This window comes from Streptomyces sp. NPDC034049, from assembly GCF_055575575.1.
In genome coordinates this window covers 819,353-838,666 of sequence record NZ_JBVISJ010000002.1, presented here as the reverse complement: position 1 = coordinate 838,666, position 19,314 = coordinate 819,353, and the positions used below count along the sequence as shown (strand labels likewise).

Genomic DNA, 19,314 nt, shown 5'->3' with positions numbered 1-19,314 from the left:
GTCAGGTGCCGGATTCCTCGTGGGACATCAGCGAGCCCCACGCCTTACGAACGCGTCCTTCCCCGCCCACGAACCCGCCCTCGCGGAACGCGGCAACCGCCTGCCGGTACGACAGCGGCGGGTCATCGGAGTAGCGCAGGTGCCGCAGGACGACGACGAGTTGTGCGTCGGTGAGCGCCTCGCCCGCGACCGGGGTGGGGACCCCGGCGACGGCGGCGATCTCGTCCAGCGTCACGGGGGGTGTGACGGGTGCCGTCACGGGCGTGACGCCCTCCCCCGGAACGGTCTCCGGCACAGGCGTGACCTGCGTGTCTTCCTCCGTCACACCAGGCGTGACGCCCGTGACGCTGCCACCCTCGATCGCGGCCGGCTCGGGGGCGTCCGTCACGGGCAGAGCGGGGGGCGACGCGGGTGTGACGGGCAGGTCGAACATGCCCGCGAGTGCCGCGTCCGCACCGGCCGTCATCCGGCCGCGCTGGACATCGACCAGGTGAGCCCCGAGCAGGGCGTCACCCACACCGACCTTCTTGGCCAGGTCCCACGACTCCAACTCCGAAGCCGCGCGAGCCTTTTCGTCGGGGTGGTTCGCCGCGCGGGCCCGGTGATAGGCGAGCTTCTGCATGACGGCGGCGTTCCTGCGCTGCGCTTCCGCGTCGACCCCGGTGCGGTAGACCACAATCCGGCGTGCCAGCAACCCCAGCGCCTCAGCCGACGCGGACATGGCAATCGGGGTGACGGCGAAAATGACCTTGTCCCGCAGGGACTCGGCGACCGCGATACCGGTCAGCGAGGCGACCGCGGGCAGTACCCACAGCCCGATCCGTACGGCCGCCGGGGAGGACTGCCCGAGGGCGGTCAGGCCGACCAGGGTGAGCGCGAGCACCAGCGTGGCGCCCTCGCCGGCCGCGACCACACCGAGCGCGGTGGCCGACCGGTGGAACACAGACGCGATGTTCGTGTACGTACCCCACGCGCCCACCGCACCGAAGCCGACCATCGGCACGGCCGCAGCAACGAGCAGGGTGATCTGGCCCCAGGTCAGGGCCCTTTCCGGGGGATGCTTCATCTTCCTCGACTCCTTCAACGGGAGGTGGCCCGACCGGGGCCGGTCAGGCTGCGGACGACTCGGGGTAGGCGCAGGGGACGCACACCCCGAGCGAGGCGGGGATGACGTAGGCGGCCTCCGCGCGGCACTGCGGGCAGGTCCGGCGGGCCCGCATCGCGCACTGAAGCGCGCGGCGCTTGGCCTCGGTCATCGGGCGGACCGGCTTGGCCAGGTCGAGCCGGTAGAGGTAGGCGACCAGCGGACCGCGCCGGTAGCGCGGCCGGAGGATCTGCGCCACGACCGGTTGACCACCGGGGCGCAGGCCACGGGCCCGTAACTGCCGCCGGGTCACCAGCCCGTCCGGAGCGCACCGCCACGGGTAGGTCGGTATGCCGAAGCGGGCGCCGTTCGGGTCGAAGCACTTACCCCACGCCGCCATCAGACCGACGCCCCGACCGGCACCGGAGCCTGTACGTCTCCGTACCCGATCAACTCCAGCACGGCGCCCGCGTACTCGATGGACGCCTTCAGCACCCGCGTACGGCCCTGGCTCTGCTCCCGGTACTCGACATCGTCCGAAGCGATGGCGAGCACCTCCCGCCACACCTCGAAGGCGGACAGGTCGTGGTGGAACCTCAACACCAGCCGGTCCGGGAAGATCGGCGACACGTCCACATCCGGCGCGGGCAGGTGACCGAAGTCGGCGGCCAGCAGCCGCAGCACCCGCAGCGGCACGGCCAGGCCGTCCAGCGTCAGACCCTCACTCATGCCGCGACCCCGCGGTGTGCCGGACGGCGGCGGGCGGGACGGGCGAGCGGGACGACGTTGAACAGCTCGGGGTGGTCGTCGACCACCCGCGCGGCCAGCCGAACCAAGTCGTCCGGGAGCTCCCGGTACTCGGGGTCGGCGAGGATGTCCCGCGCCGCGTCCAGCCGCGCCGCGCGCTCCTGCTCCGACTCGCCCTCCACCCCGAGCCACAGCTCAACCGGGGTGCCCAGCGCCAGTTCGGCGAACTCCGCCGCGGTGACGGCCTCACGGCCGGCAACGAGGTACTTCATGGGCGTCTCTCCTCACAATGGGACGGCCCGAACGCGCCCGGAGATGCCTCAACGGGGTTCGTGCCGTAGGGGAAGAACCGCACCGGAAGCGGTGCGGGCGGGACCTTCGAAAGCCCTCATCAAACGGGCAGGCCACCGACGTTGAGCCAGCGCCCTGCCCGCATGACGAGTGACGGGAAACCCCGCCACGTCGTCTCACGGCTCCCTACGCGCCTCGCTCCGCCTCCCTTGGCCGGCGCTCGGTCACCGCGCCACTCAGTCGTCACTCGCTGAGTGGCCTCCCTCCCTCACGGGTGTCATGGACCGGGTGCAGCCCAACCACCGGGATCCCCGCGATCCGGTCCCTGGGTCCCATGCCCGAGGGTCAGACCAACGGCTTAGCCGATGACACCGATCGATCCGTGAAGACGACGGACTTCTACGTCTCCCCTGCCGCCCGAACCGCGTGTAAGCGAGCCCGACGGGGTCCTGCTGCGTGCAGCCGTGAATCGGAGTCACCCCCGAATCTGGTGCGCACCAGTAGATTGCATCTGGTGCGCACCAGAGTCAAGAGGCTTCGTTGATTCGGGCGGGAGTTGCTCGCCCTGGCGCACTTCAAGGAGACAGTTCGAGGCAGGGGTCCGGTAGCCAACAGGGCTTAACTCTCGTCCTGTTAACCCCTGTTGACCTGCGGTGATATGAGGCATGCTGGTGAGGTCAGTGGGTGGACCTATCGCCGGGCGGTGGCCTGTGAGTACAGGACTTCGAAGCGCGCGAACGGCGCGTGGCTGGTCTCAGGAGCGACTGGTTCGCGAGATCGAGCAGTACGCCCGACGGCATGTCACCGACGTTGCGTCGACCGCGAGTTTGCGGGTGTACGTGTCCGAGTGGGAAAACGGCAAGCGCTCGATCTCGGATCGATACGCGGTGATCCTGCGACAGCTCATGGGCGTGACGGACGCGGAGCTGAGGGGTGGCCCAACTGCGGTTTCCCTGCCGGTGGCCGACGGATACGACGAACTTCTCAGCAGGATTGATTTAGCGAGCAGCGTCGACGAATCCATGGTGCAGGCGTTCAACGACCAGACCGAGCTACTGCGAACCATGGACCGTCGAATGGGCGCAGCCAGCCTTGTTGACCAGGTGACGGGGCACCTAGCCGCCCTCGAAGACGCGCTGAGCTTCGCCGTACTGCCTCACACTCGCCGCCCCGTGGCCCTCGCCCTCGCCGGAGCGTCAACGATGGCTGCATGGCAGGCAATCGACGCCGGGGCTGTGGAACGAGCCTGGCGGCACTACGAGGTGGCGAAGCGGGCGGCGCGCGACGCTGAGGCGCCCATGTACCTCGCTCACGCCATGGCAGAGCAGGCGTACGTGCTGTGCGAGGCCGGTCGGCCAGCGCTCGGAGTGGAGCTGATCCGGGACGCACAGCGGTCCCTCGGGCAAGCCGGATCACCCCGCCTTCGGGCGTGGCTGTACGCAGCTGAGGCCGAGATGTGCGCCCACGCCGGAATGCCGGACGACTGCCGACGCGCCCTTGAGTCAGCCGGTGCGACCGTACCGACGGGCCTTGTGGACCGTGACCCGGACATGTTGAGCATCTTCCTCAACAGTGCGCACCTGGCCCGATGGCGCGGAAACGTCCTCGCCTTGCTTGGTGACGACGATGCGGTGACCAGCCTCTACGAAGCGCTGGACGTGGCAGATCCGACCTTCGTCCGAGCGAAGGCCGGATTGCACACGGATCTCGCACAGGCCCACCTGGCGCGAGATGAGTACGACGACGCGAATACGCACCTCCGGCAGGCGCGGTTGTTGGCGAGCCGTACCGGCTCCGTGCGTCAGCGGCGCCGCGTCGACCTGCTCAGTGAGCGGCTGTAATCCCCTGCTTGCCCCGGCTCGCCAGGATGTGAAGCAGGGCAACGAGGGTGCCGGAGCCCATCAGCTCGCCGCGCGCCAGCAGCCCTGGAATGTCGGCAAGGGGCACCCATTCGATGTGCCCTGCCTCTTCGAGATCCGACGGCGATCCCACCTGCTCGGCGCCGTGGCCCACGAAGATCTCGTGAGGTGAGTCGACCATGCCGATCATGGGTTGATACGTGATGACGTGTTCCAGCGTCTTCGGCCGCCAACCGGTCTCTTCTACGAGCTCCCTCAGCGCCGTGTGGGCGGGGTCCTCGCCGGCGTCCACGATGCCGCCGGGAAGTTCCCAACCCCATTGCTGCGGGACGAACCGGTATCGCCACATCATCAGCACACGTTCCTGATCGTCCAGGACTGCGGTGATGGCCACGTGGTGCAGCTTCACTACGTGATGTTCGAACCGTTCCACGCCAGGCGGCTCAACGTCCCAAAGCTGAAGCTTGACCCAAGGGTTGTCGTAGAGATCCCGTTCGCCGTGGATGCGCCACGGCTCCAGTCCCTCAGGGGCCTTGACGCTCACCCCGCCAGGGACCCGGTACGAACTCCGGCCGCGAACTTCGAGGGCGCCCTCTGACAGGAGGCGGGCCAACACCTGCCGCAGTGCCGTCCGGCCGATCCCAAGTTCCTCGGCGAGTGTCCGCTCCGAGGGCATCTTGTCGCCGGGGGCGTACTCGCCCGACGCGAGCCGTGCACGAATCGTCTCGTAGGTCTTCGCCGTCTTTGGTCCCATCCGCCGAGCACTCTCCGATCTGAGGTGGTGCACACCAGCGTAGTGGGCACCAGCCACACTGCCTCTGGCCTCACCGAGGGAGACATGGTCTCCCCTGAACTGTGCGGGCCGTCGCATCCCACACTCCGAGCGCGCGCCACTCTCGACCTACTGCGCTTGCCCATGCGGGGTATTAGCCCGATTCCCCAGTCGAGTGTTCCACCCTGTTTTCCCTCCACCAGGGCAGACTGCCTTCCACGGTCACAAATTCCCTGAGGTCTTCGAGTGTTTTTTGCGAGGATTGATATAGGAGATCAAGACCCAGATGGGCAAGCAAATGCGGACTCAGGGCTGAACCTACTGCGTCTACCGCTGACCGGTCAAAGTCGATTTCTACGTTGTCGCGCGAATTTGGCAGTCTAAGTTCTACTGAGATCACTCGCGCCAATTTTCCGAGCGCCTTCGACAATGCGCGTACGTCTGTCGAGTTACGGAGTCCGTCTGTAGTGCTGCTCTTGATGTGTGCCTTACTTCCCGGGGATGCAAACTCGACACCCTCAATCCCATATTGGTCAAGTCGCCGCTCGATCTCAAACCACTGAGGCGCCCGTCCGATATCACTGCGGTGCGCCGTCTTGCGCCTGTCGTCGACGAATCTGAGGTCGATTTCAGAGCAGCGCATATGAAGCTGTGAGTCTTGGATGTGCCAATATGGCGGTGCGTCTGGATCGTCGAAAAGATTGAATTCGACCCTATCGAGTGCTACTCCTTTTGTCTTGATGCGATCCAAGTTTGCGTTGATGAGAAGATTTAGGTTCGAATTTTCTGGCCACTGCTCAAGGTCTTGAAGGAGTCCAAGGTTGATATTTTCACCCAGGTTTCTCCAGAATTCGATGTCGGAAATATCTTCCAAGGAGAGAAGAAAGGGCAGGATCTCGATGAGTTCGTTGGAGGAGAGGGCGGTTCGCGATTCTAAAGTCCCAGGAAACTCACTGGCCTCACCGCCTTGGCTAACCCAAAGCACCTGCATCACTCGCTCAATCCGTGCTGAGAACCCGCGTGCGAAGTGGCGATTCATCGCCCTTACGGTGTCATCCACCTCGGCCGAGTTCAGGTTCGTTAGGGCGGAGTCCGCGCGCGATACGGCTCGCTGCACCATATTTGCCGAATTGCCAACTAGGTACCCTTTTCCGCCCTGAAGGAGTGATGACTTGAGCATCTGCGTAATAGGCGTGCGAGAGTCCTCGTTGGAGATCTTTTCCAGGGTGGCGGCGCTGGAAAGCAGGCATTCGTCATAATCGGCTGCGATCGTCTCTGTTTGCTCGCCTTGCAGGGCGCTCCCAGCGATGGAAATAAAGGCCGGTGATTCTTCGTGCAGGCTTATAAGATCCCGTTGGATCAGTGGCGCGTCGATGTTGAATCGCAGATACACATCTCGCGACGGCCTTTCGCTTCCAGATCCCCAAGTGAGGACGAAATCCGGGACGAAGGTGTGATTGAAGTATTCTGTTGACTTGATCTCTGTCTTGGGATCCAGCGCTTGCAATTCGCGCGCCATGAGGTGTTTGACGTCGCGGATTGCGGCCTCAGGGGAAGATTGATGCAATGCGTTCTGAATTTGAGAATCGACGTTCTGCACGGTCACACCCCCCTGGTGATGTATGCGCGAATATGGCCGAGGTATTCGCGGTTCATCATCAGTTCTTCCTGCCTGTCGGACAGGACGATGAGCCACAGTCTGTCAGCTACCTTCTTTCCGATCTCGGGATCGTACGTATCTTCGCCAAGCTTATGAGGATACTGCTGGACTGCCGCTTCTATGGTTTCAGCGTCGCAAAGTTTGGTCCAGGCCCCCATGGAGAATGGGTGCCACGTGATCCACATGAACTCACATTCTCTATCTATTCCATCTTTGATCATTTTAGCTGTGGCGGAGTAGCAGTCAGTCAGGTATTCGCGATATTTGGGGCCCTGGTTGTCGCTGTTGTACGCCTTCACTTCAGCGTAAAACTGGTTCTTCTTCTCGTTGGTGAAGTAGCCGGCCAGGTCCCAGGATTCGTGCTCCCCGTTGAGTAGCGTGAGCGTGGTCATCTGAGGCGCCTCATAGACCACCCACGGTGCATGGACGCGTGTGGTGCTCTCAAGCCACTCGCGAGCGAAGTAGGCGCCCTCGCGCCCCTTCTCCTGCTGCTGTTCACCTGCCGCCATGGGATCAAGGTATTAGCGCATGCAGCCTGTTGTCATCAGAGCGTCAACCAATCTCACTCTGTGTGATGCTTTGGCCTGTGGCTGTGCACTTGAAGCCAATGGTGGGCAGGGCTTGCGCAAGTAGATCGATTCTGCGAGAGGTGGGCGATCCCTTCCGACCTGCAACGAATGCGCGGAACGGCGACTGGTTCCAGTGGGAGGTTTGGTCGCTTTTCAGACAACTTCTTAACCCTCCTTATTGCTTGCCTGGTATGGCTGCACTCGCCCCGACCTGCATGGGAAGCGGGGCGAGCACCCTCTCTACCCCCTGTGGCTCCGCCACGGGTCCTGGACGCACTTCCCTGGAGTGGGCCGCGAGTGCAACGCTTCGTGATCGAACGCTTCGCGCCAAGTTGCCGTGTCGACAATGCGGCAGGTGCCGAACTGTTCGCGGCAGCATCAGGCGATCAGCCAAGCTGACAACAAAGCAGTGAGCGGCCCCCCGCGCTATCGGGAGGCCGCTCCAACACCTGCACCCCGAGGCAAACGAGGAAAGAAGGTGTTGTCATGACCCTACGCGGTCGGAGAGCGCGAGCACAGGGCCGCCTCGCGCGATTGGTGATCTACGTGCCCATAGTCCTGTCGCTGGCGGTAGTCCCGGCAGTCTGCCTCTATCCGTACCTTGCGGCTCCAGTGACCACCGGTGCTGCCGTCCTTGCAGCGTTGATCCCTGTCCTCAGGAGCCAACGGAGCAGTCAACGAGGGCAAGAAGCCGCAGACGGCAGCGCAGGTGATCATCACGCTTCTAGTGGGGATCTAGTTCGTGGCGCTGACGGCTCCGGTTGAGGGCGTTGCTGCGTTAGCGGCTCGAAGGCAGGGCCCATTTCACGGCCTTGAGGAGGGGTGGGAGCAAGATCAGGACGACACGTGGACGATACGCGGCTGCCCTTGCGTGAGCGCAAGGAAATCGGCAGGTCAGAGACGCGTAGTTGATTGAACCCGGACGGACTGTAAATCCGTCGGCTTAGCCTACCCAGGTTCGAATCCTGGCGCCGCCACGTGGAGGGAAGCCCCTTCCGGACTGTGAGAGCAGTTCGGGAGGGGCTTCTTCGTGTACGGATTCGGTCGTCGGTGTCGGCGGCCCGGCACACTGACTGCATGTCATCGCGTCGCAGGAACTGCCCCGAGTGTCGTCGTGAGATCGCCGTCGTGGCGGGGCGGTTCGCGCGGCACGATCCGCCGGGGGCGAGCGGGGAACTCGTGTCGTGTCCCGGGTCGCGCAGGCCGGCCCACATCGGGGCGGCCCAGCCCGCGCTCGACGGCTTCGTGGTTCCCGAGTTCCCCGGTCAGCTGCCCCTGTTCTGACCGGGGCCCGCACCTGTCAGTTGCCCGCCACCGACTTCACCGCCACCGACACCGGCGTCGAGCCGCTGATCAGCTCCAGGGTCAGGCCGGCCGTGGCGGGGGTGTCGAGGAGTTCGACCAGTGTCGCGGCCACGTCGTCGCGGGGGATCGGGCCGCGACCGGTGGAAGCCTCCAGACGCACCAGGCCCGTGCCGGCGTCGTCGGTCAGCATGCCGGGCCGCAGGATCGTCCAGTCCAGGGCGTCCAGACCGCGCACGTACGCGTCGGCCTGGCCCTTCGCCCGCTGGTACACGTCGAAGACGTCGTCGCCCTCGTGCTCCGGGTCCGCCCCCATCGACGAGACGACCAGGTGGCGTCGTACGCCCGTCCGTACCGCGGCGTCCGCGAACAGGACCGCCGCCCCGCGGTCGACCGTGTCCTTGCGGGCCGTTCCGCTGCCCGGACCGGCGCCGGCCGCGAACACGGCGGCGTCCGCGCCCTGCAGATGCGCGGCGACCTCCTCCACCGACGCCGACTCCAGATCGCACAGGACCGGTTCGGCACCGGCCGCGCGCAGATCGTCCGTCTGTTCGGCGCGGCGGATGATCCCCGCGACCTCGTCACCGCGCGCGGCGAGCAACCGCTCCAGCCGCAGCGCGATCTGACCATGACCTCCAGCGATGACAATGCGCATGTTTCCGACCGTACGCCCGACCGGACGCGTTTGCCGCGCAACCATTCGGCCGCCCCGGGTGTCTCAGTCATGTTCGCCGTACCGGCGAGCGCGGATATCACGGGGGGACCCAGCACCGTCATGCGTAGAGCCATGCCCACGACCGCCGTACGAACGTCCATGAAGCGCGCCTTTGTCGGGGGCGCGCCCGGGGCCCGCCGGGCCTTCACCGGAGTCGGCTGCGCCGCGGCCGTGCTCGTCACGGTGGCCGCCTGCGGCACCGTGCAGAACCTGACCGCGGGCCAGAAGGTCGACAACGCTGTCGAACAGCTGGGCGAGCAGAAGTCGCTGGCCTTCGGCATGCGGCTCGACGCCGACCCGGACGACCTCGTCGCGCTGATGGGCGGGGACGGCGAGGAAGTGCCGCCGGAGATGGCGGAGTTCTTTACCGGCCTGCGCATCGACGTGTCGGTCAGGTCGAAGAAGCCGCTGGCCGAGTCCGGTGAGAAGGACGTCGCCGGTATGGGCGTGAAGATCTCGGGCGAGGAGGGTGTGTTCGCCGAGTACCGGGTGGTCGGCGACTACACGTACTACCGCGCCGACATGCAGGCCATCGGCGACGCGATGGGCGTGCCCTTCCCGACCGCCGACGATCTCGACGAACTCCCCGAGGACAAGCAGCACTTGCGGCCGGTCCTGGAGGGCGACTGGGTCAAGGTCAACACGGCCGACCTTCAGGATGCCGCCGAGGACGCGGGTGTCGGTGGCGGCTCGGACGGCTCCGACGAACTCGACGCCAGGACCCAGAAGAAGATCCTCGACGCCGTCCGCGGAGTCGTCGCCCGCGAGGTCGACTTCAAGACGAAGAACGACGGGGACGGCACCGAGGTCATCACCGCCAAGGCCAACTTCCGCGACCTGCTCACCGGAGTCCTCGACAAGCTCCAGCCCATCAAGGGCGACCTTCCGCCGGGCGCCGAACTCCCCACGGGCGAGGACATGAAGGACGCCCCGAACAAGAAGGTCGCGGTCGACTTCACCCTCAAGAACGGCGACCTCACCCGCATCGAGACCGACCTCGCGGTCCTCGCCGACGACGCGAAGGGCGCCAAGGCCCCCCTCGTCCTCACCTTCGGCAAGGCCGGCGACATCAGCGCGCCCAAGGGCGCCTCCGAGATCCCGGTCGAGGAGTTCGGCGGCCCGTTCGGCAGCGGGGTGTTCGACGTCTGACCTACGGCGGTCCGTCCCGGGTACGCGCGCGTGCAGCACCAGCTGACGCACGCGCGCGTGCCCGCCCGGTCCTGTTGGCGCGCGCCTGCCCGGGCACCCCGGAGCGAGCCCGCCCGCACGCCCTCGCGCGCGTCCTCGCACGCCCCCGCGCCTCTCACCACCACGCGGCTCACCTCACCCACACCCGCCCCCTCAGGACGGCTCCCCCCGCCCCTGCCGAGGCAGGTCCGGCGTCGCGCCCGTCGTCGAGCCGCAGTACTCGCGTACCGCGCTGGTGCGCGCCACGACGCGCCCCCGGTGCACGACGATCCGGCTGTACGCCAGGGACAGCGCGCCCGCGAGCCGCGCACCCCGCACGGCGAGCAGCTCGGCGGGGAAACCGGCCTCGACGCGGACCTCGGGCAGCCCCAGCGCGGCACGCGCGGCCCCGCTGACGGTGTCGTACGCCTCCTCGGGCCGCAGCCCGTACCGGGAGGCCAGCAGGTAGGCCGCCTCCAGGGGGTCCCCGCGGCCGACCGGGTTCGACATGTCCCGCAGCGCCCCGCTGCCCGCCGCGACGCGCACGCCGGCCGCGCGCAGCAGCCGTACGGGCGCGGTGCCCCGGCGGTCCACGGTGCCGCACCCGCCCTGGGGGAGGCAGGCGACGGTGACCCCGGCCGCCGCGAGCCGGTCGGCGGCGCGGCCGGCGGCCTGGGAGGGCAGGCGGGCCAGACCGCCGCACGGGCCGAGCGTCACGCCGGGCCGCAGACCGCCCGCCATGGCCGCGAGCCGCGCGAGCCGGGCCGGGTCGTCGCCGTCGGTGTGCAGGTCGACCGGGCAGTCGTGCTCGGAGGCGATCTCCAGGACCGCCTCCACGTAGCCGGTGGGATCGGGGTCCAGGTCCGGGCAGCCACCGACCACCGAGGCGCCCATCTTCACCGCGTCCCGCAGGATCGCGAGCCCGTCGGCCCCGGCCACCCCGGTCAGCACCCGGGGCATCGCCACCGTCGTCACCTCGACGAGGCCGCGCAGCGACCGCCGCGCCCTGAGCACCGCCGCCAGCGCGCCGAGCCCCTGCACGCCGCCCACGTGGACGTGCGAGCGCAACGCCGTGGCGCCGTGCCCGAGTTGCAGCAGCGCGGCCTCGGTGGCCCGCCGCTGGACGTCCGCGTCGTCGTACGGGACGGGCCCCTCGAAGTCGGCCGACAGGGCCGTGTCGCCGTGCGCGTGCGGCTCGACGGGGGCCGGCAGCAGCAGATGGCCGCCGAGGTCCACCCGGGTGGCGGACGCACCCGACGCGGCGGGCCCGGGGCTCAGACTGCCCGCCGTGCCGACCGCCTCGATCCGCCCACCGCCCAGCCGGACGTCCACCACCCGGCCGTCGGTCAGGCGCGCCCCGCACAGCAGCAGGGCGCCGGTCTCGTCCGGGCCCGAGGGCGGGCCGGAGGAGGAGGGGGACGGCTGCGGCCGGCTGTCGGGCATCGCGCTCCTGGGGCTACAAGATCACGCAGAGTGAGTCGAGCCTAGGCGGGCCGCCCGCCCTCGTCGCGGAGGAGCGCAATAGTCGTACCGGCGCGGTTCACCTGCTGGGGGACGGCGGGGAGACGGCCGGGACGCGTCGGGGGGACCGCCGGGAGAGCCGGGAACGGTGGTGCGTGTGAGGCCCGTGCGGCCTGCGGAAACGCGACGGACGACGGCTCCCGGGCGGCTCCGGTGAGCGCCGTCGGCGACCCGCGGACGGCCCGTGGAAGGGCCATGGATGCGGGCCGGGAAACGGATTTGGGCGATCGGCCGTGGGGCGTGTAATGTCTTCATCGCTCGCCCCAATAGCTCAGTCGGCAGAGCGTCTCCATGGTAAGGAGAAGGTCTACGGTTCGATTCCGTATTGGGGCTCTGGTGTGAAAGGTTCCCGTCGCGAGGCGGGATCCGATCGCATCACAGCGGTGTAGCTCAGTCGGTAGAGCAAGCGGCTCATAATCGCTGTGTCACCGGTTCAAGTCCGGTCACCGCTACTGACAGTAGCCGATTGCGGGGTCGGTCCTTCGATCGGCTACTCTTCTATGCGTTAAACCCTGTCCCATCCGTTCGTCAAGGAGCACTCACGTGGCTGCCACCGACGTCCGCCCGAAGATCACGCTGGCCTGCGTGGAGTGCAAGGAGCGGAACTACATCACCAAGAAGAACCGGCGTAACAACCCGGACCGACTGGAGATGAAGAAGCACTGCCCGCGTTGCAACGCGCACACCGCGCACCGCGAAACGCGATAAATCAGGCTCGTACACGAGGCCGTCCCCGAGTGATCGGGGGCGGCCTCGCGTCGTTACATCGACCAGTACCGGCCGGTATCGGTCAGCACTGCCGTATCCGCAGCAACCAGGAGGTGCCGAGCCCATGGCGCTCGACCAGTCCTTCGTGGGGCGTACCTACCCGCCCACCGACCCCTACGAGGTCGGCCGGGAGAAGATCCGCGAGTTCGCGGAGGCCGTGGGGGACGCCAACCCCGTCTACACGGACCCCGAGGCGGCCAAGGCGCTCGGGTACGCCGATGTGATCGCCCCGCCGACCTTCGTGTTCTCGATCACGTTCAAGGCCGCGGGACAGGTCGTCCAGGACCCCCAGCTGGGCCTCGACTACAGCCGGGTGGTGCACGGCGACCAGAAGTTCGCCCACAAGCGCCCGGTGCGCGCCGGTGACCGCCTCACCGTCACCTCGACCATCGAGTCGATCAAGTCCCTGGCGGGCAACGACGTCCTGGACATCCGCGGCGAGGTCCACGACGAGTCCGGCGAACACGTCGTGACCGCCTGGACCAAGCTCGTGGCCCGCGCGGCCGAGGAGGCGTGAGAACCCGATGACCGCGAAGATCTCCTACGACGACGTCGAGGTCGGCACCGAACTGCCCGCCCAGTCCTTCGACGTGACCCGCGCCACCCTCGTCCGGTACGCGGGCGCCTCCGGCGACTTCAACCCGATCCACTGGAACGAGAAGTTCGCCAAGGAGGTCGGCCTCCCGGACGTCATCGCGCACGGCATGTTCACCATGGCCGAGGCGATCCGTGTCGTCACCGACTGGGTCGGCGACCCGGGCGCGGTCGTCGAGTACGGCGTCCGCTTCACCAAGCCCGTCGTCGTCCCCAACGACGACGAGGGCGCCACCATCGAGGTCAGCGCCAAGGTCGGCGCCAAGCTCGACGACAACACCGTCCGTGTCGACCTCACGGCCATGAGCGGCGGCCTGAAGGTCCTCGGGATGTCCCGGGCGGTCGTACGACTGGCCTGACGGCCCCCACGGTCCCCCGCCCCTCCCGGGTGCGGGGGTCTCGTACTCTTGAGCCCGTGCAGGAACTCCACGACGCCCCCCTCGCCCCGCTGACCACCTTCCGGCTGGGCGGGCCCGCGCGACGGCTGATCACCGCGACCACCGACGACGAGGTCGTCGCCGCCGTCCGCGAGGCCGACGACACCGGTACGCCGCTGCTGCTCATCGGGGGCGGCTCCAACCTGGTGATCGGGGACCAGGGCTTCGCCGGAACCGCGCTGGTCATCGCCACGAAGGGCTTCGCGCTCGACGGGAGGCGGCTGGAGCTGGCCGCCGGCGAGGTGTGGACCGACGCCGTCGCCCGGACCGTCGAGGCCGGGCTCGCCGGGATCGAGTGCCTGGCCGGCATCCCCGGCTCCGCCGGCGCCACACCGATCCAGAACGTCGGGGCGTACGGCCAGGAGGTCGCCTCCACCATCACCGAGGTCGTCGCCTACGACCGCCGCACCCGCGAGACGGTCACCGTCCCGAACACCGAGTGCGCCTTCTCCTACCGCCACAGCCGCTTCAAGGACGAGCCCGAGCGGTACGTCGTCCTGCGGGTCCGGTTCGAACTGGAGGACGCGGGCGGCCTGTCGGGGCCGATCAAGTACGCCGAGACGGCCCGCACCCTCGGCGTCGAACCCGGCGACCGGGTACCCCTCGCCGACGCCCGCGAGACCGTGCTGAAGCTGCGCGCCGGGAAGGGCATGGTGCTCGACCCCGAGGACCACGACACCTGGTCCGCCGGATCGTTCTTCACCAATCCGATCCTCACCGACGAGCAGTTCGCCGCGTTCCACGCGCGCGTGCGCGAGCGCCTCGGGGACGGCGTCGCCCCGCCCGCCTACCCCGCCGGCGACGGCCACACCAAGACCTCCGCCGCCTGGCTGATCGACAAGGCGGGCTTCACCAAGGGCTACGGCGCCGGCCCCGCCCGGATCTCCACCAAGCACACCCTGGCCCTCACCAACAGGGGCGCCGCCACCACCGAGGACCTGCTCACCCTCGCCCGCGAGGTCGTCACCGGAGTCCGCGAGGTCTTCGGGATCACCCTGGTCAACGAGCCCGTGACGGTGGGCGTCAGCCTCTAGGACGCGTCAGCCTCCAGGCCGCGTCGGCCCCTGGGAGACGTCGGCCCCGGCCGGGCCGGCGAGCCAGTCGTCCACGCCGGACAGCAGCTTGTTCCGCTCCAGCTCCGGGGCCGCCGACGCCCGGATCGACTGCCGGGCCAGCTCCGCCAACTCCGCGTCCGTGAAGCCGTGGTGGCGGCGGGCGATCTCGTACTGGGCCGCGAGGCGCGAGCCGAACAGCAGCGGGTCGTCCGCGCCGAGCGCCAGCGGCACACCGGCCTCGAACAGCGTCCGCAGCGGGACGTCCCCGTGTTTCTCGTAGACACCGAGCGCCACGTTCGAGGCCGGGCACACCTCGCAGGTGATCTGGCGGTCCGCGAGCCGCTTCAGCAGCCGCGGATCCTCCGCCGCGCGCACCCCGTGCCCGATCCGGGAGGCGTGCAGATCGTCCAGGCAGTCCCGCACCGACGACGGCCCGGTCAGCTCACCGCCGTGCGGCGCGGACAACAGGCCGCCCTCACGGGCGATCGCGAACGCCCGGTCGAAGTCCCGCGCCATGCCCCGGCGTTCGTCGTTGGAGAGCCCGAACCCGACCACACCCCGGTCCGCGTACCGCACCGCGAGGCGGGCCAGCGTGCGCGCGTCCAGCGGGTGCCGCATCCGGTTCGCCGCCACCAGCACCCGCATCCCGAGCCCGGTCTCCCGCGCCGTCGTGTCAACCGCGTCCAGGATGACCTCCAGCGCCGGGATCAGCCCGCCCAGCCGGGGCGCGTACGACGTCGGGTCCACCTGGATCTCCAGCCAGCCCGAACCGTCCCGCACATCCTCCTCCGCGGCCTCCCGCACCAGCCGCTGGATGTCGTCGGGCTCCCTGACGCAACTGCGCGCCGCGTCGTACAGCCGCTGGAACCGGAACCACCCGCGCTCGTCCGTCGCCCGCAGCCGCGGCGGTTCCCCGCTGGTCAGCGCCTCCGTCAGCGCGTCGGGCAGGCGGACCCCGTACTTGTCGGCGAGCTCCAGCACGGTCGTGGGCCGCATCGACCCGGTGAAGTGCAGATGCAGATGGGCCTTGGGCAGTTCAGAGAGATCACGTACACGCTCCATCGCCCGATCCTGCCGCACGCCCACGCCGTCCCGGAAGCGGAATCCTCGAACGTGGTCTTGCTCGCACAAATGAAGAGGGGACCACATCGGGAAATCCGTATGTGGTCCCCTCCGCGGGCTCAGGACCTCAGTCCGTGGCCTCCGCCAGCAGCTTCTGCACGCGGGAGACGCCCTCGACGAGATCCTCGTCACCCAGGGCGTACGACAGACGCAGATAGCCGGGGGTGCCGAAGGCCTCGCCGGGGACGACCGCGACCTCGGCCTCCTCCAGGATCAGCGCGGCCAGCTCGACCGTGTCCTGGGGGCGCTTGCCGCGGATCTCCTTGCCGATCAGCTCCTTCACCGACGGGTAGGCGTAGAACGCGCCCTCGGGCTCCGGGCAGAACACACCGTCGATCTCGTTGAGCATCCGCACGATCGTCTTGCGGCGGCGATCGAAGGCCTCCTTCATCTTCTCGACGGCCGACAGGTCGCCGGAGACGGCGGCCAGCGCGGCCACCTGCGCCACGTTGGAGACGTTCGACGTGGCGTGCGACTGGAGGTTGGTCGCGGCCTTGACGACGTCCTTGGGGCCGATCACCCAGCCCACGCGCCAGCCGGTCATCGCGTACGTCTTCGCGACACCGTTGACCACGATGGTCTTGTCGGCCAGCTCGGGGACGACGACGGGCAGCGAGTGGAACTCGGCGTCCCCGTAGACCAGGTGTTCGTAGATCTCGTCGGTCAGGACCCACAGGCCCTTCTCGGCGGCCCAGCGGCCGATCTCCTCGACCTGCGCGCGCGTGTAGACCGCGCCGGTCGGGTTGGAGGGGGAGACGAAGAGGAGCACCTTCGTGTTCTCGGTGCGGGCCGCCTCCAGCTGCTCGACGGAGACCCGGTAGCCCGTGGTCTCGTCGGCGACGACCTCGACCGGGACACCGCCGGCGAGACGGATCGACTCCGGGTACGTCGTCCAGTACGGCGCCGGGACGATGACCTCGTCGCCCGGGTCGAGGATCGCGGCGAACGCCTCGTAGATGGCCTGCTTGCCGCCGTTGGTGACGAGGACCTGCGACGCGTCGACCTCGTAGCCGGAGTCGCGCAGGGTCTTCGCGGCGATCGCGGCCTTCAGCTCGGGCAGACCACCGGCCGGCGTGTAGCGGTGGTACTTCGGGTTCTTGCAGGCCTCGACGGCCGCCTCGACGATGTAGTCCGGGGTCGGGAAGTCGGGCTCACCGGCGCCGAAGCCGATCACCGGGCGCCCGGCGGCCTTGAGGGCCTTGGCCTTGGCGTCCACGGCGAGGGTGGCGGACTCGGAGATCGCGCCGATGCGCGCGGAGACCCGGCGCTCGGTGGGAGGGGTTGCAGCGCTCATGGACCCCATCGTTTCAGACAGGAAACGCGCCGGGCACGCGGGTTTCACAGACTGAACAGCAACGGAACAACCGTCCGTATCCGCGGCCGGAAACAGTCGATCTTCGACGAGCAACGCCCCTGCGGACGCTTTCTGTTCGACGACAGGCCTCGGACCACGTATGCTCTCTCCTCGTTGGCCTTCACCGACCACACCCTCCAGGTGCACACCGAGCACCCGGTCGGATGCGGTACGTTGGGGGAGAACCGCAAAGGGTCGTAGCTCAATTGGTAGAGCACTGGTCTCCAAAACCAGCGGTTGGGGGTTCAAGTCCCTCCGGCCCTGCTACACACTCCTCACGCCAGGATGTGTGCGCATGTACGTACAGCAATGTTCCGCCGTGCGGCTCAGACCGGGCGCGGCACGGCCACGACCCGGACCGGAATCAGGTGAGGATGAATGACGGACGCCGTGGGCTCCATCGACACGCCTGATGCCCAGGACGAGGTGCCCGAGGACAAGAAGAAGACCCGCAAGGGCGGCAAGCGTGCCAAGAAGGGCCCGCTGAAGCGCCTCGCGCTCTTCTACCGCCAGATCGTCGCGGAGCTGCGGAAGGTCGTCTGGCCGACCCGCTCCCAGCTGACGACCTACACCACGGTGGTCATCGTCTTCGTCGTCATCATGATCGGTCTCGTAACCGTGATTGACTTCGGCCTCGACAAGGCCGCCAAGTACGTCTTCGGCTGAGCCGAGAGCGAAGGGCGCCGTTACCTGGCGCCCCTTTCGCGTGTTCCACCCCCATGATCCAGGAAGAAGCAGCCACGTGTCTGACCCGAACCTGAAGGACGCCATGGAGCCTCGCGGTGAAGGTGCCGAGTCCGTGGACGACGAACTCGACATCGTCGAGGGCGCAGACTCCGAGGACGGCGTCGACGAGTTCGAGGCGGCTGAGGCCGAGGCGGGGGAGCCGGCCGAGGAAGAGGCCCTGCACGTCGAGGACGACTCCGACGACGCGGACACCGACGAGGACGAGGACGAGGCGGCCGACGAGGCCGTCGAGGAGGAGACCGAGCCGGTCGACCCCGTCGAGGCCCTCCGTGAGGAACTGCGCACCCTGCCCGGTGAGTGGTACGTCATCCACACGTACGCCGGTTACGAGAACCGCGTGAAGACCAACCTCGAACAGCGTGCCGTCTCGCTGAACGTCGAGGACTTCATCTTCCAGGCCGAGGTGCCGCAGGAAGAGGTCGCGCAGATCAAGAACGGCGAGCGCAAGACGATCCGCCAGAACAAGCTCCCCGGATACGTTCTCGTCCGCATGGACCTGACGAACGAGTCCTGGGGCGTCGTCCGCAACACCCCCGGCGTCACCGGCTTCGTGGGCAACGCCTACGACCCGTACCCGCTGACCCTGGACGAGATCGTCAAGATGCTCGCCCCGGAGGCCGAGGAGAAGGCCGCCCGCGAGGCCGCCGAGGCCGAGGGCAAGCCGGCTCCCGCCCGCAAGGTCGAGGTCCAGGTTCTGGACTTCGAGGTCGGCGACTCGGTCACCGTCACGGACGGCCCGTTCGCCACGCTCCAGGCGACCATCAACGAGATCAACGCGGACTCGAAGAAGGTCAAGGGCCTCGTGGAGATCTTCGGCCGCGAGACCCCGGTCGAGCTGTCGTTCGACCAGATCCAGAAGAACTGAGCTCTGCTGAGTTCTTCGGAGCGTCGCGACCCACGCTTCCGACCAGGTCAGGCGAGCTGTCCGCAGCTTGTCTGACCTGCTCGGTTTTCAGCCGCGCATCTATACCCGCTATCGTTGTGCGGTATGCCTTCATCTGGCCGCGAACCGGATGAGGGCGCACTCGAATCGAAAGGACCCGGAGAGTAATGCCTCCCAAGAAGAAGAAGGTCACGGGGCTCATCAAGCTCCAGATCCAGGCCGGCGCGGCCAACCCGGCTCCGCCGGTCGGCCCCGCGCTCGGTCAGCACGGCGTCAACATCATGGAGTTCTGCAAGGCCTACAACGCCGCGACCGAGTCGCAGCGCGGGTGGGTCATCCCGGTGGAGATCACGGTCTACGAGGACCGCTCCTTCACCTTCGTCACCAAGACGCCTCCGGCCGCCAAGATGATCCTCAAGGCCGCGGGTATCGAGAAGGGCTCCGGCGAGCCGCACAAGACCAAGGTCGCCAAGATCACCGAGGCGCAGGTCCGCGAGATCGCCACGACGAAGATGCCCGACCTCAACGCCAACGACCTGGACGCCGCCGCGAAGATCATCGCCGGTACCGCGCGTTCCATGGGCGTCACGGTCGAGGGCTGAACCCCACCTTCGTAGAACCATGCGGCTCACGCAGCCGCACGTGGTAGGGCCTGCTCGGCCCGTAC

Annotated in this window: 21 protein-coding genes and 4 tRNA genes; 14 read left to right on the top strand and 11 right to left on the bottom strand. The window is 67.9% G+C overall.

The features are described 5' to 3' along the window. Position 1 precedes the first annotated feature (1 nt). Genes ACZ52C_RS08600 through ACZ52C_RS08585 form a run of 4 tightly spaced genes read right to left on the bottom strand, consistent with a single transcriptional unit; the run spans position 2 to position 2,103 of the window. Positions 2–1,066 (bottom strand): hypothetical protein, encoded by a 1,065-nt coding sequence (locus tag ACZ52C_RS08600; RefSeq protein WP_469073991.1) that lies wholly within the window; start codon positions 1,064–1,066, stop codon positions 2–4. Positions 1,067–1,109: 43 nt separating this feature from the next. Then, a complete protein-coding gene (locus ACZ52C_RS08595) occupies positions 1,110–1,484 on the bottom strand; it encodes an RRQRL motif-containing zinc-binding protein (protein ID WP_469073990.1) in 375 nt (124 codons plus the stop codon). Continuing rightward, positions 1,484–1,813, bottom strand: a complete 330-nt coding sequence (locus ACZ52C_RS08590) for a hypothetical protein (RefSeq protein ID WP_469073989.1) — start codon at positions 1,811–1,813, stop codon at positions 1,484–1,486. The genes ACZ52C_RS08595 and ACZ52C_RS08590 overlap by 1 nt, the downstream gene beginning before the upstream one ends. Then, positions 1,810–2,103: a hypothetical protein gene (locus tag ACZ52C_RS08585; RefSeq protein WP_469073988.1), complete on the bottom strand. Its 294-nt coding sequence runs from the start codon at positions 2,101–2,103 to the stop codon at positions 1,810–1,812. The genes ACZ52C_RS08590 and ACZ52C_RS08585 overlap by 4 nt, the downstream gene beginning before the upstream one ends. 852 nt (positions 2,104–2,955) lie before the next feature. On the opposite strand from ACZ52C_RS08585, the gene ACZ52C_RS08580 reads away from it, so the two are divergent. Further along, positions 2,956–3,963 (top strand): XRE family transcriptional regulator, encoded by a 1,008-nt coding sequence (locus ACZ52C_RS08580; RefSeq protein WP_469073987.1) that lies wholly within the window; start codon positions 2,956–2,958, stop codon positions 3,961–3,963. Here ACZ52C_RS08580 and ACZ52C_RS08575 read toward each other — a convergent pair. From ACZ52C_RS08575 to ACZ52C_RS08565, 3 genes are all read right to left on the bottom strand, one after another. Continuing rightward, positions 3,947–4,735 carry an NUDIX domain-containing protein gene (locus ACZ52C_RS08575; protein ID WP_469073986.1) on the bottom strand — a complete coding sequence of 263 codons (789 nt, stop codon included), beginning with the start codon at positions 4,733–4,735 and terminating at the stop codon, positions 3,947–3,949. The genes ACZ52C_RS08580 and ACZ52C_RS08575 overlap by 17 nt on opposite strands. Positions 4,736–4,907: 172 nt before the next feature. Further along, on the bottom strand, positions 4,908–6,359 hold the full coding sequence (locus ACZ52C_RS08570; RefSeq protein ID WP_469073985.1) for a hypothetical protein: 1,452 nt from the start codon (positions 6,357–6,359) through the stop codon (positions 4,908–4,910). Then, the gene (locus ACZ52C_RS08565; protein WP_469073984.1) at positions 6,356–6,922 is read right to left on the bottom strand and encodes a hypothetical protein; all 567 of its coding nucleotides are present in this window, start codon (positions 6,920–6,922) and stop codon (positions 6,356–6,358) included. The genes ACZ52C_RS08570 and ACZ52C_RS08565 overlap by 4 nt, the downstream gene beginning before the upstream one ends. Positions 6,923–7,882: 960 nt before the next feature. On the opposite strand from ACZ52C_RS08565, the gene ACZ52C_RS08560 reads away from it, so the two are divergent. Continuing rightward, a tRNA-Tyr gene (locus tag ACZ52C_RS08560) sits at positions 7,883–7,959 on the top strand. 100 nt (positions 7,960–8,059) lie between these two features. Next, on the top strand, positions 8,060–8,266 hold the full coding sequence (locus ACZ52C_RS08555) for a hypothetical protein (protein ID WP_469073983.1): 207 nt from the start codon (positions 8,060–8,062) through the stop codon (positions 8,264–8,266). A 16-nt stretch (positions 8,267–8,282) separates the two neighbouring features. Here the strand turns inward: ACZ52C_RS08555 and ACZ52C_RS08550 are convergent, their stop codons facing one another. Then, the gene (locus tag ACZ52C_RS08550; protein ID WP_045559430.1) at positions 8,283–8,939 is read right to left on the bottom strand and encodes an SDR family oxidoreductase; all 657 of its coding nucleotides are present in this window, start codon (positions 8,937–8,939) and stop codon (positions 8,283–8,285) included. A 132-nt stretch (positions 8,940–9,071) separates the two neighbouring features. Between ACZ52C_RS08550 and ACZ52C_RS08545 the strand changes: the two genes are divergently transcribed. Further along, positions 9,072–10,148, top strand: coding sequence for a hypothetical protein (locus tag ACZ52C_RS08545; RefSeq protein WP_469073982.1), 1,077 nt, complete (start codon positions 9,072–9,074; stop codon positions 10,146–10,148). Positions 10,149–10,340: 192 nt separating this feature from the next. On the opposite strand, the gene ACZ52C_RS08540 is transcribed toward ACZ52C_RS08545, so the two are convergent. Next, a complete protein-coding gene (locus ACZ52C_RS08540) occupies positions 10,341–11,609 on the bottom strand; it encodes an amidohydrolase family protein (RefSeq protein ID WP_469073981.1) in 1,269 nt (422 codons plus the stop codon). A 338-nt stretch (positions 11,610–11,947) separates the two neighbouring features. On the opposite strand from ACZ52C_RS08540, the gene ACZ52C_RS08535 reads away from it, so the two are divergent. From ACZ52C_RS08535 to ACZ52C_RS08510, 6 genes are all read left to right on the top strand, one after another. Then, a tRNA-Thr gene (locus tag ACZ52C_RS08535) sits at positions 11,948–12,020 on the top strand. Positions 12,021–12,066: 46 nt separating this feature from the next. Then, positions 12,067–12,139, top strand: a tRNA-Met gene (locus ACZ52C_RS08530). A 91-nt stretch (positions 12,140–12,230) separates the two neighbouring features. Beyond that, on the top strand, positions 12,231–12,395 hold the full coding sequence (rpmG, locus tag ACZ52C_RS08525) for a 50S ribosomal protein L33 (protein WP_003948671.1): 165 nt from the start codon (positions 12,231–12,233) through the stop codon (positions 12,393–12,395). Between the two features lie 124 nt (positions 12,396–12,519). Continuing rightward, complete coding sequence (locus ACZ52C_RS08520) at positions 12,520–12,972, top strand: MaoC family dehydratase N-terminal domain-containing protein (protein WP_045559433.1); 453 nt, start codon at positions 12,520–12,522, stop codon at positions 12,970–12,972. Between the two features lie 7 nt (positions 12,973–12,979). Next, the gene (locus tag ACZ52C_RS08515; protein ID WP_469073980.1) at positions 12,980–13,408 is read left to right on the top strand and encodes a MaoC family dehydratase; all 429 of its coding nucleotides are present in this window, start codon (positions 12,980–12,982) and stop codon (positions 13,406–13,408) included. 56 nt (positions 13,409–13,464) lie between these two features. After that, entirely contained in the window at positions 13,465–14,520 is a 1,056-nt protein-coding gene (locus ACZ52C_RS08510) for a UDP-N-acetylmuramate dehydrogenase (protein WP_469073979.1), read from the top strand. Between the two features lie 6 nt (positions 14,521–14,526). Here ACZ52C_RS08510 and ACZ52C_RS08505 read toward each other — a convergent pair whose 3' ends face one another. Together ACZ52C_RS08505 and ACZ52C_RS08500 are read right to left on the bottom strand one after the other, a co-directional pair. Further along, complete coding sequence (locus tag ACZ52C_RS08505; RefSeq protein WP_469073978.1) at positions 14,527–15,603, bottom strand: adenosine deaminase; 1,077 nt, start codon at positions 15,601–15,603, stop codon at positions 14,527–14,529. Between the two features lie 127 nt (positions 15,604–15,730). Beyond that, a complete protein-coding gene (locus ACZ52C_RS08500; RefSeq protein ID WP_319235946.1) occupies positions 15,731–16,957 on the bottom strand; it encodes a pyridoxal phosphate-dependent aminotransferase in 1,227 nt (408 codons plus the stop codon). Between the two features lie 251 nt (positions 16,958–17,208). On the opposite strand from ACZ52C_RS08500, the gene ACZ52C_RS08495 reads away from it, so the two are divergent. The 4 genes from ACZ52C_RS08495 to rplK all read left to right on the top strand — a co-directional run bounded on the left by ACZ52C_RS08495 (position 17,209) and on the right by rplK (position 19,249). Beyond that, positions 17,209–17,281 (top strand) — tRNA-Trp (locus ACZ52C_RS08495). Positions 17,282–17,395: 114 nt separating this feature from the next. Further along, the gene (gene secE / locus ACZ52C_RS08490; RefSeq protein WP_033528314.1) at positions 17,396–17,683 is read left to right on the top strand and encodes a preprotein translocase subunit SecE; all 288 of its coding nucleotides are present in this window, start codon (positions 17,396–17,398) and stop codon (positions 17,681–17,683) included. A gap of 76 nt (positions 17,684–17,759) precedes the next feature. After that, entirely contained in the window at positions 17,760–18,629 is an 870-nt protein-coding gene (gene nusG / locus ACZ52C_RS08485; protein ID WP_469073977.1) for a transcription termination/antitermination protein NusG, read from the top strand. 185 nt (positions 18,630–18,814) lie between these two features. Beyond that, positions 18,815–19,249 carry a 50S ribosomal protein L11 gene (gene rplK, locus ACZ52C_RS08480; RefSeq protein WP_033528316.1) on the top strand — a complete coding sequence of 145 codons (435 nt, stop codon included), beginning with the start codon at positions 18,815–18,817 and terminating at the stop codon, positions 19,247–19,249. Positions 19,250–19,314: the final 65 nt, after the last annotated feature.

Coding starts and splice junctions, on each gene's coding strand:
- ACZ52C_RS08565 (WP_469073984.1), bottom strand. CDS start 6,922: ATGGCGGCAGGTGAACAGCAGCAGGAGAAGGGGCGCGAGGGCGCCTAC.
- secE (WP_033528314.1), top strand. CDS start 17,396: ATGACGGACGCCGTGGGCTCCATCGACACGCCTGATGCCCAGGACGAG.
- ACZ52C_RS08540 (WP_469073981.1), bottom strand. CDS start 11,609: ATGCCCGACAGCCGGCCGCAGCCGTCCCCCTCCTCCTCCGGCCCGCCC.
- ACZ52C_RS08505 (WP_469073978.1), bottom strand. CDS start 15,603: ATGGAGCGTGTACGTGATCTCTCTGAACTGCCCAAGGCCCATCTGCAT.
- ACZ52C_RS08595 (WP_469073990.1), bottom strand. CDS start 1,484: ATGGCGGCGTGGGGTAAGTGCTTCGACCCGAACGGCGCCCGCTTCGGC.
- ACZ52C_RS08515 (WP_469073980.1), top strand. CDS start 12,980: ATGACCGCGAAGATCTCCTACGACGACGTCGAGGTCGGCACCGAACTG.
- ACZ52C_RS08500 (WP_319235946.1), bottom strand. CDS start 16,957: ATGAGCGCTGCAACCCCTCCCACCGAGCGCCGGGTCTCCGCGCGCATC.
- ACZ52C_RS08590 (WP_469073989.1), bottom strand. CDS start 1,813: ATGAGTGAGGGTCTGACGCTGGACGGCCTGGCCGTGCCGCTGCGGGTG.
- ACZ52C_RS08550 (WP_045559430.1), bottom strand. CDS start 8,939: ATGCGCATTGTCATCGCTGGAGGTCATGGTCAGATCGCGCTGCGGCTG.
- ACZ52C_RS08520 (WP_045559433.1), top strand. CDS start 12,520: ATGGCGCTCGACCAGTCCTTCGTGGGGCGTACCTACCCGCCCACCGAC.
- rplK (WP_033528316.1), top strand. CDS start 18,815: ATGCCTCCCAAGAAGAAGAAGGTCACGGGGCTCATCAAGCTCCAGATC.
- ACZ52C_RS08555 (WP_469073983.1), top strand. CDS start 8,060: ATGTCATCGCGTCGCAGGAACTGCCCCGAGTGTCGTCGTGAGATCGCC.
- ACZ52C_RS08585 (WP_469073988.1), bottom strand. CDS start 2,103: ATGAAGTACCTCGTTGCCGGCCGTGAGGCCGTCACCGCGGCGGAGTTC.
- ACZ52C_RS08545 (WP_469073982.1), top strand. CDS start 9,072: ATGCCCACGACCGCCGTACGAACGTCCATGAAGCGCGCCTTTGTCGGG.
- ACZ52C_RS08575 (WP_469073986.1), bottom strand. CDS start 4,735: ATGGGACCAAAGACGGCGAAGACCTACGAGACGATTCGTGCACGGCTC.
- ACZ52C_RS08600 (WP_469073991.1), bottom strand. CDS start 1,066: ATGAAGCATCCCCCGGAAAGGGCCCTGACCTGGGGCCAGATCACCCTG.